This window comes from Streptomyces sp. MS19 (assembly GCF_047200595.1).
GTDB lineage: Bacteria > Actinomycetota > Actinomycetes > Streptomycetales > Streptomycetaceae > Streptomyces.
Genome location: NZ_JBJZOH010000035.1, coordinates 45301 through 54737 on the forward strand (window position 1 = coordinate 45301; position 9437 = coordinate 54737).

At 70.8% G+C, this 9437-nt stretch carries 8 protein-coding genes and 2 tRNA genes; 8 read left to right on the forward strand and 2 right to left on the reverse strand.

The genetic code is table 11. From position 1 onward, the window contains the following. The first annotated feature begins 36 nt into the window (after window positions 1-36). Complete coding sequence (locus ACL02R_RS24555; RefSeq protein WP_412799145.1) at window positions 37-1191, forward strand: PP2C family protein-serine/threonine phosphatase; 1155 nt, start codon at window positions 37-39, stop codon at window positions 1189-1191. 202 nt (window positions 1192-1393) lie between these two features. Continuing rightward, window positions 1394-2254 (forward strand): M23 family metallopeptidase, encoded by an 861-nt coding sequence (locus ACL02R_RS24560; RefSeq protein ID WP_412799146.1) that lies wholly within the window; start codon window positions 1394-1396, stop codon window positions 2252-2254. A gap of 18 nt (window positions 2255-2272) precedes the next feature. On the opposite strand, the gene ACL02R_RS24565 is transcribed toward ACL02R_RS24560, so the two are convergent. After that, window positions 2273-3469: an acyltransferase family protein gene (locus ACL02R_RS24565; protein ID WP_412799147.1), complete on the reverse strand. Its 1197-nt coding sequence runs from the start codon at window positions 3467-3469 to the stop codon at window positions 2273-2275. Between the two features lie 482 nt (window positions 3470-3951). Here ACL02R_RS24565 and ACL02R_RS24570 point away from each other — a divergent pair, with 482 nt between their 5' ends. Beyond that, on the forward strand, window positions 3952-4173 hold the full coding sequence (locus tag ACL02R_RS24570; RefSeq protein WP_362955468.1) for a hypothetical protein: 222 nt from the start codon (window positions 3952-3954) through the stop codon (window positions 4171-4173). A 62-nt stretch (window positions 4174-4235) separates the two neighbouring features. Here the strand turns inward: ACL02R_RS24570 and ACL02R_RS24575 are convergent. Next, window positions 4236-4306 (reverse strand) — tRNA-Gly (locus ACL02R_RS24575). 197 nt (window positions 4307-4503) lie between these two features. On the opposite strand from ACL02R_RS24575, the gene ACL02R_RS24580 reads away from it, so the two are divergent. The 5 genes from ACL02R_RS24580 to clpX all read left to right on the forward strand — a co-directional run bounded on the left by ACL02R_RS24580 (window position 4504) and on the right by clpX (window position 9325). Then, window positions 4504-4580 (forward strand) — tRNA-Pro (locus ACL02R_RS24580). Between the two features lie 146 nt (window positions 4581-4726). Then, window positions 4727-6148, forward strand: a complete 1422-nt coding sequence (gene tig / locus ACL02R_RS24585) for a trigger factor (RefSeq protein ID WP_412799148.1) — start codon at window positions 4727-4729, stop codon at window positions 6146-6148. 234 nt (window positions 6149-6382) lie between these two features. Next, window positions 6383-6997, forward strand: coding sequence for an ATP-dependent Clp protease proteolytic subunit (locus tag ACL02R_RS24590; protein ID WP_398840722.1), 615 nt, complete (start codon window positions 6383-6385; stop codon window positions 6995-6997). 73 nt (window positions 6998-7070) lie between these two features. Further along, entirely contained in the window at window positions 7071-7721 is a 651-nt protein-coding gene (locus tag ACL02R_RS24595; protein WP_412799149.1) for an ATP-dependent Clp protease proteolytic subunit, read from the forward strand. A gap of 302 nt (window positions 7722-8023) precedes the next feature. Further along, the gene (gene clpX, locus ACL02R_RS24600; protein ID WP_362955476.1) at window positions 8024-9325 is read left to right on the forward strand and encodes an ATP-dependent Clp protease ATP-binding subunit ClpX; all 1302 of its coding nucleotides are present in this window, start codon (window positions 8024-8026) and stop codon (window positions 9323-9325) included. The last annotated feature ends 112 nt before the right edge of the window (window positions 9326-9437 follow it).

The window sequence follows — 9437 nt, forward strand, 5'->3', positions numbered from 1 at the left end:
GACGTGCCGCCGAACGGGTGGATAAGGTCCCAGGTCATGGCACGCCGCAGCGAGAAACGGCCCCGGAGCGCCCGCGGAGACCGCGCGCACAAGGCCGTCCACCGCCTGCGCACGACCGTGCGCCGCGTCGCCGTGGACTGGTTCAGGGGCAGCGGCTCCGACTGGCCCGCCCTCGCCGCGCTGCTCCTCCTCGTCCCCCTCCTCGCCGGGGCCACCGTCGCCTGGCCCGAGTGGTGCCCGCCCGAATCGCTGGTCCTGCCGCTCGTCGCGGGCGGCCTCCTGCTGCGCCCCGCGAGCCTGCTCGGCCTGTACGCCGTCGTCGCCACCGCGCTGGTGCTGGAGACCGCGTTCATCGAGACCGACCGGCGCACGCCCGACCCGGTGACGCCGGGCAGCATCCTCGTCGTCGCGGCGGTGGCGCTGACCGGGCTGCTGATCGCCCAGTTCCGCAGCCGTGTCGGCGTCCCGTGGCGCCGCGGCGGCACCATGCTGTTCGACCTGCGCGAGCGCATCAGGACGCAGAGCGCGCTGCCCGCCCTGCCGGACGGCTGGCACCGCGAGATGTCGCTGCGCCCGGCGGGCGGCCAGTCGTTCTCCGGCGACTTCGTCGTCGCCGCGCGCACCGGCCCCGGCCGGCGCGTCCTCGAAGTGGTCCTCGCCGACGTCTCGGGCAAGGGCATGGACGCCGCGTCCCGTTCGCTGCTGCTGTCCGGCGCGTTCGGCGGCCTGCTCGGCTCGCTGCCGCCCCACGCGTTCCTGCCCGCCGCCAACGGCTACCTGCTGCGGCAGAGCTGGGACGAGGGCTTCGCCACCGCCGTCCACCTCGTCCTCGACCTGGAGAGCGGCGACTACGAGCTGCTGTCCGCCGGGCACCTCCCCGGCGTCCAGCTCAGCGCGGGCACCGGGCGCTGGCAGGAGATCGCCGCCGAGGGGCCGCTGCTCGGGGTGTGGGACGAGGCCGAGTTCCACCCCGCCAAGGGCACGCTGCGGCCGGGCGACGTCCTGATGCTCTTCACCGACGGGCTCGTGGAGCGTCCTGGCCGCGACCTCACCGAGGGCATCGACCGCCTCACCGGCGAGGCGGACCGGTATGTCGCCACCGGCTTCAAGGGCGCGGCCTGGCACCTCGTCGAGGCCGTCGCCCGCGATGTGAACGACGACCGGGCGCTGTTGCTGATCAGCCGGAAATGATCAGCCGCGGATGACCGGGCGGGAGTGATCACCCGGCGGGGCGGTTGCCCGCGCCACGGCGCGCCGCCCCGACCCGCCGGGCTGAACAGGGTGGATACCGGACCGCCGCGCGCCGGGCGCGCGCGCCCCTGTCGGCCGATCGGCCGTGCCGCGCCGGTCCGGGCGGATGCGGGCGGCCCCGCGCTGGCCTTGGCTCGGAGTCATGAGGCCACTCCCGAGACACCGTCACGAGCGCCGCCCCGCGCGGCTCTCCCCGTCCGCCGCGCGCCTGACCCGCAGGGTGGTCGGCGGCACGCTCGCCGGGGCGCTGGCGATAGCGGGGCCGTGGACGCTCCTGAGCGGCGACGGCGGCGACGGGAGCCGGGGCGCCCTCGCGGCAGGGGCCGTCGAGGACGGCGCGCCCCGGGGGAGCGCCGTGACGGCGGAGCGGGCGTACGGGCCGCCGCGGGCGAGCCTCCCGGAGACACCGGACGCGCCCGGGTTCCCCCCGCTTCCCCAACTCCCGCCGCTCTCCTGGTTCCCCGAGCTGCCCGCGCCGCCCGACACCGCCGCTCCCGGGTCCTTCACCCCGGCGGAGCGGTGGGCGCCGTACGGGCGGTGGGAGGAACCGTTCGGCCGCGCCCGTGGACGCCGGGCCGGCGACGGGCCGGCGCCCGACGGCTGGACGGCCCCGGTCAGCGGCCACCCCGTCTCCGCCTCGTACGGCGATCCGGGGGACTGGGCGGCCGGTTACCACACCGGCGTGGACTTCGCGACGCCCGTCGGCACCCCCGTCAGCTCGGTCGGCCCGGGAACCGTGGTCACCGCCGGGTGGTCGGGGGACTACGGCAACCTCGTCACCGTCCGCATGGAGGACGGCCATCACGTGCTCTACGCCCATCTGTCGGACATCGCCGTCGCCGAGGGCCGGGACGTCAGGGGCGGTACCGCGCTCGGCGAGACGGGCGACACCGGCAACAGCACCGGCCCCCACCTCCACTTCGAGGTGAGGGCCGGACGGGACTACGGCACGGACGTGGACCCGCTGGCGTACCTGGCGGACCACGGCGTGACCACCGGCTGACGGGCGGGCGTACGCGGCTCAGCCGCCCGCGTTCACCGTCCGCCGCTCGCTCGCGGCGCGCTCGCCCAGTGGACCGTCGCCCACGGCGCGCTCACCGCCCTGCCTCGCGGGCGGCGGCTGCCGGAACGCCCAGTCCATCGACGGCTCGACCAGGGGCCGCAGCAGCCGCCTGACCGGCGCGGTGCACAGCAGGGTCACGACGACGGCGCCGACAGCCGTCACCACGGCGACACCGGCGGGGGAGTCGATGCCGTCCACGTCGTACCAGTCCCACCAGCGCGACGCCTTGATGACGAAGCCGTGCAGCAGGTAGCCGAAGATCGTGCCCGCGCCGAGCGTCGTGTACCAGGTGTGCCGCGTCGGCACGAGGGACAGGAACGCCACGGTCAGCAGCAGCCCGGCGCCGAACATCGCGAGCGTCATCACCGGCCCGGCCCAGGCCGCCTCGCCCATCTCCTGCGCCGAGTTGGTGCGGTACAGCCAGCTCTGGTCCAGGCGCGGCACGGACCAGTAGGACACGGCGAGCGCGAGCAGCAGCACGGGCACGGCGAGCACCCGCACCTCCGTGCGCCGCATCCACGTGAAGTGCTCGCGGCGCATCAGCATGCCGATGACGAAGTACGGGAGGAACTGTAGGACGCGCTGGATGTTCAGGTCGTTGCCGAAGTGGGGGGACATCGACGCGATGCACGCGACGGCCAGCGCGACCGGCAGCGGGGCGCGCACGACCCGCCAGACCGGTGACGTCAGACGCCAGATGAACAGCGCGACCAGGAACCACGTCAGGTAGTAGGGATCGAGGAGGCTCAGCGGGAGGTCGGAGTCGCCGCCGCCCCACCCGGCCCGCGCGAAGAGGATGTACAGCACCTCGAAGACCAGGTACGGCACCCCGACGCCGGTGATCAGCCGCTTCAGCTGGTCGGGCCTGGCGGTGAAGCTGCGGGAGAAGTAGCCGGCGATGAGGACGAACGCCGGCATGTGGAAGGTGAAGACGAACGTGTAGAGGGCGGAGGCCGCGCGGGAGTCGTCACGCAGCGGGGTCCAGGCGTGGCTGATCGCCACCAGCACGATGGCCAGGTACTTCGCGTTGTCGAAGAACGGATCGCGCTCCTTGCGCCTGGCCCGTGCACCGTCGTCCGCGACAGCAGGTGGGGGGTCGGCCGCGCGCGCCGTGGCGGCGTGCGGCGACGCTTGTTGATTACGGACGTGCAACATTGTTCGCACGATAGCGGCTCTCCGGGCATCCGTACATTCCGCGTCGCGGGGTGTGGTGTTTCCCATGGAGATTTCGGTGACGATTCGCGACCCCGGTGTGGATTGCGGCGGGAAGGTGCCCGTTGTGGGATGGTTCGCCCCGTGAAGAGAGGGTGTAAAAGGGCTGTAATCGCCGGTGTGGCCGCCCCGGTTGACGGGCGGGTGTTCTTCCGGGAAATCATGCTCCGGAGCGCCTCGGGGTAATTCACCGAGCCCACTCTGTTGCCCCCGTATTCCCCGGCTACGCGCACCCGCCTGTTAACGGATCGGTAACGCGGCCTCGCCGGCCCCCGGAGGCCCGCAGGTGGCCGGAGCGCGGTGGACGGAGTGTCACCGCACTCCACCTGGGGCGTAGTTGATGGCACGATGGTTCCTGCGTGGCCGCGGCCGTGGTCAAGCTGTTGATGGAGCAGAGGCGAACCTTCCGTAAGGTGTGATCAGTTGTGGTTATCTCGTTCTCTCTGGCCCTCCTGTTCGGGGTGATCCTGTTCTTCATGATCAGGAGCGGGTCCATGAAGTGGGGCCCCGCGATCGTGGCCATCCTCTTCGGCTTCTCCCTCGCCTCCACGGGCGCCGCCGACCCCATAAACAACTTCCTGGAGTCGATCACCGACGGGGTCAACTCCGTGGACGACTCCATCAACAGCTCCTTCGGCGGCGAGTAGGCGGGCCGCCGGCGCACGCAGGAGGCCCGGTTCCCCCGCGGGGGAACCGGGCCTCGGTGAAGAGCGGGCGACGGGAATCGAACCCGCGTAGCTGGTTTGGAAGACCAGGGCTCTACCATTGAGCTACGCCCGCCTGGCGCCGGCTTCGTGGTGACGGTCGGTCGGACTCCTCCGGCCTGCCGAACCGCCCGGCGCGCGACACGTATCGTAGCAGCCGCCCCGGCGCCGTACCGGTGCCGAGCCCGCTCCGTGCCGCTGTCCCGTCGGCGCCGCCCCGGGGGACCCGACCGCGCGCGGCCCTGTACGCTACGTGTCGCATCGTGAGCCGGACGGGGTGTGGCGCAGCTTGGTAGCGCGTCCGCTTTGGGAGCGGAAGGCCGTCGGTTCGAATCCGGCCACCCCGACCACGTACTATGAGTAGCCTGCCTGCGCGCCTGTGGTGTGTCCGCGTGCGGGGCGCGATCGGCGCCCCACCGACCTCGCCCCTCCGCCGCGCTCCCAGGATTTTTCCCAAAAAGTGCTTCCCCTGATGTCAGCCCCAAGGAGACCGACCGTGAAGAGCGCCGTGGAGACCCTGAACCCCACCCGGGTTCGGCTCACTGTCGAGGTGCCCTTCGAGGAACTCAAGCCCAGCCTCGACGCGGCGTACCGCAAGATCAACCAGCAGGTGACGGTGCCGGGCTTCCGCAAGGGCAAGATCCCGGCCCGCATCATCGACCAGCGGTTCGGCCGCGGCGCCGTGCTGGAGGAGGCCGTCAACGAGGCGCTGCCGAAGTTCTACAGCGAGGCGGTCTCCGAGGGCGAGCTGAACCCGCTGGGCCAGCCCGAGGTGGACATCACCGAGCTGCGGGACAACGAACTGCTGACCTTCACGGCCGAGGTGGACATCCGCCCCGAGCTGACGATCCCGGACTACTCCGGCATCGAGGTCACGGTGGACGCCGTCGAGATCCCCGACGAGGACGTGGACGAGGCCGTGGAACGCCTGCGTGACCGCTTCGCCACCACCACCGTGGTCGAGCGCGCCGCCGCCGAGGGCGACGTCGTGAAGATCGACCTGGAGGCCCGCGTCGACGGCGACGTGCTGGAGGACGGCGTCGCCGACGGCGTCAACTACACGATCGGTTCCGGCCAGATGCTGGACGGTCTGGACGAGGCCGTCACGGGCCTGGAGGCCGGCGGCACCGCGACGTTCACCAGCGAGCTGAAGGGCGGCTCCGCGGCCGGCCGCGAGGCCGAGGTGACCGTCACGGTCGAGACCGTCTCCTCCCGCGAACTCCCGGAACTAGACGACGACTTCGCCCAGCTCGCCAGTGAGTTCGACACCCTGGACGCGCTGCGCGACGACAGCCGCCGCCGCCTGGCCGACGAGCGCAGGTACCAGCAGGCCACCGAGGCCCAGGAGAAGGTGCTCGACGCGCTGCTCGAACTGGTCGAGGTCCCGATGCCGCAGAAGCTCCTCGCGGACGAGATCCAGACCCGCAAGCACAACCTGGAACACCACCAGCTGCCCCAGCTCGGCATGGACCTCGACGCCTACCTGAACCTCCAGGAGAAGACGGCCGAGGAGTTCGACGAGGAGCTGCGCGAGCAGGCCGAGAAGGGCATCAAGACCCAGTTCGTCCTGGACCAGATCGCCCGCACCGAGAACCTCAACGTCAGTCAGGACGAGCTGACCGAGCACCTGATGCGGCGCGCGCAGTCCTCCGGCATGAGCCCCGACCAGTTCGCCAAGGCCGTCGTCGAGGGCGGCCAGGTGCCGATGCTCGTCGGCGAGGTGACCCGGGGCAAGGCGCTCGCCACGGTCGTCGAGTCCGTCACCGTCAAGGACACCAACGGTGAGCCGGTCCGCCTCGACGACGAGGAGGAGGACGCCGCCACCGACGCCGACGCGCAGGCCGACGTCACCGCCGACGCGGCGGACACCGCCGAGACCGCCGCCGAGGGCGGCGAGCAGGACAGCGACAAGTCCTGACCCCCGCCCGCGGACCCGGGGCCCGGCGCACCGCCGGGGCCCGGCGCGGACATGAGCCGGACCAGGTCCCGGCCCCGGAGCGCACGGGGGCCGGGACCCTGCGCTCACAGCGAACAGTTCCCTGGTCGGGATGGGTCCGCCGAACCCGCGCGTTAGGGTCCGTAGATACAACCCGGACGTCGAGTGACGGCCAGGCGGATGCCGCCGGCCGTCCGAGAATGAGCAGGTGGATACGTGACGCTCTCGATGCCTTCCGCCATGGCGGAACCGCTGAACAGTGGCCTCGGTGATCAGGTCTACAACCGGCTGCTGGACGAGCGGATCATCTTCCTGGGCCAGCCCGTCGACGACGACATCGCCAACCGGATCACGGCCCAGCTGCTCCTGCTGGCCGCCGATCCGGACAAGGACATCTTCCTCTACATCAACAGCCCCGGCGGCTCGATCTCCGCCGGCATGGCCGTCTACGACACCATGCAGTACGTGAAGAACGACGTGGTGACCATCGCCATGGGGCTCGCGGCGTCCATGGGCCAGTTCCTCCTCACGGCGGGCGCCCCCGGCAAGCGGTACGCGCTGCCGAACGCCGAGATCCTGATCCACCAGCCCTCCGCCGGGCTGGCCGGTTCCGCCACGGACATCAAGATCCACGCCGAGCAGCTGCTGCGCACCAAGCGCAAGATGGCCAAGCTGTCCGCCTACCACTCCGGCGTCAGCGAGGAGCAGTGGGAGCGCGACGCGGACCGGGACCGCTGGTTCAGTGCCGAGGAGGCCAGGGACTACGGCCTGCTCGACCGCGTGATCACCAGTGCCGCGGACATCGCGGGCGGCGGCGGCACGGGCGCCTGAGCCCGCCCACCCCGCACGCGAAGCCGAGATCCCAGCCGAGACAGTCAGCCCATCCCAAGGCGGTACACACCAGATGAACAACTTCCCCGGTTCGGGCCTCTACGACCGGCTGCCGGCCGAGGCCCGCTACGTCGTCCCGCGCTTCGTCGAGCGCACCTCGCAGGGCGTGCGCGAGTACGACCCGTACGCGAAGCTCTTCGAGGAGCGCGTGATCTTCCTCGGCGTGCAGATCGACGACGCCTCGGCCAACGACGTCATGGCCCAGCTGCTCTGCCTGGAGTCGATGGACCCGGACCGCGACATCCAGATCTACATCAACAGCCCCGGCGGCTCGTTCACCGCGCTGACGGCGATCTACGACACGATGGAGTTCGTCAAGCCGGACATCCAGACCGTGTGCATGGGCCAGGCGGCCTCCGCCGCGGCCGTCCTGCTGGCGGCGGGCACCCGCGGCAAGCGCATGGCGCTGCCGAATGCCAGGATTCTCATCCACCAGCCGTACAGTGAGACGGGACGCGGTCAGGTGTCCGACCTGGAGATCGCCGCTCGTGAGGTCCAGCGCATGCGGACGCAGCTGGAGGAGATGCTGGCCAAGCACTCCACCCAGCCGATCGAGCAGATCAGGGACGACATCGAGCGCGACAAGATCCTCACCGCGGGCGAGTCCGTGGAGTACGGCCTGATCGACCAGATCGTCACGACGCGCTCCTCGACCGCGGTCTGAGCACGGACCCGGGTACGGGGCGGTGACCGCTCACCGTCCGTGCCCGTAGCGGCACCCAGCACCACCAAGCGCAACCAAGGACCACCCAGCACCACCCGCACGACCCAGCAAGCAGCCGGTACGACCGGTACCACCAGCACCAACCAGGACAGTGACTGGCCGCCCCCTTTTGACGGGAAGGCCCCGTGGAGGGGGATTCCCGTCAAGGGGGGCCACTCCCCGGGGCAACAAGGTACCGTCGTCTTCAGAAAGCATCAGTGCGCCGTCTCCCCGGCGGTGCGCAGGCGAAGGGGAAGCACCTCGTGGCACGCATCGGTGATGGCGGCGATCTGCTCAAGTGCTCGTTCTGTGGCAAGAGCCAGAAACAGGTGAAGAAGCTCATCGCGGGCCCGGGGGTCTACATCTGCGACGAGTGCATCGACCTGTGCAACGAGATCATCGAGGAGGAGCTGGCCGAGTCGCCGGACTCCGAGCTGGGTGAGCTGCCCAAGCCCCGGGAGATCTACGACTTCCTGGAGAGCTACGTGGTCGGCCAGGAGGACGCCAAGAAGGCGCTCTCCGTCGCGGTCTACAACCACTACAAGCGCGTCCGCGCCAGCGAGGCGGACTCCGGCAGCTCGCGTGACGAGGTCATCGAGATCGCCAAGTCCAACATCCTGCTCCTCGGCCCGACCGGCTCGGGCAAGACGCTGCTCGCCCAGACGCTCGCGCGGATGCTGAACGTCCCCTTCGCCATCACGGACGCGACCGCGCTCACCGAGGCCGGCTACGTCGGCGAGGACGTCGAGAACATCCTCCTGAAGCTGATCCAGGCGGCCGACTACGACATCAAGAAGGCCGAGCAGGGGATCATCTACATCGACGAGATCGACAAGGTCGCCCGCAAGAGCGAGAACCCGTCGATCACGCGCGACGTCTCCGGCGAGGGCGTGCAGCAGGCCCTGCTGAAGATCCTGGAGGGCACCACGGCGGCCGTGCCGCCGCAGGGCGGGCGCAAGCACCCGCACCAGGAGTTCCTCCAGATCGACACGTCCAACGTGCTGTTCATCGTCGGCGGCGCCTTCGCGGGCCTGGACGACATCATCCGCGCGCGGTCCGGCGCCCGGGGCATCGGCTTCGGCGCCGACATCAGGTCCCAGCGTGACCGCGACGCCGCCGAACTGCTCGCGGACGTCCTGCCCGAGGACCTGGTCAAGTACGGCATGATCCCCGAGTTCATCGGGCGCCTGCCGGTCATCACCTCGGTGCACAACCTCGACCGCGAGGCCCTGCTGCGCATCCTGGTCGAGCCGCGCAACGCGCTCGTCAAGCAGTACCAGCGCCTCTTCGAACTGGACGGCGTGGAGCTGGAGTTCGACCTCCCGGCGCTGGAGGCCATCGCCGACCAGGCCATCCTGCGCCGCACCGGGGCGCGTGGCCTGCGGGCGATCATGGAGGAGGTCCTGATGTCGGTGATGTACGAGGTGCCGTCGCGGCAGGACGTCGGCCAGGTCGTGATCACCGAGGATGTCGTCAGGTCCAACGTGAACCCGACGCTGGTGCCGCGTTCCCGGCTCACCAAGCAGCGCGGGCCCGGCTCGGCGCCGCACGAGAAGACCGCCTGAGCTTCGCCGCAGCCCGGTACGCACGAGGGGCGGGGCCCGGACGTCGAAAGCGTCCGCGGAGCGGTACTCGATCGCGTGATCCAGCGGGATCACCGGACCGTCGCCGATGATC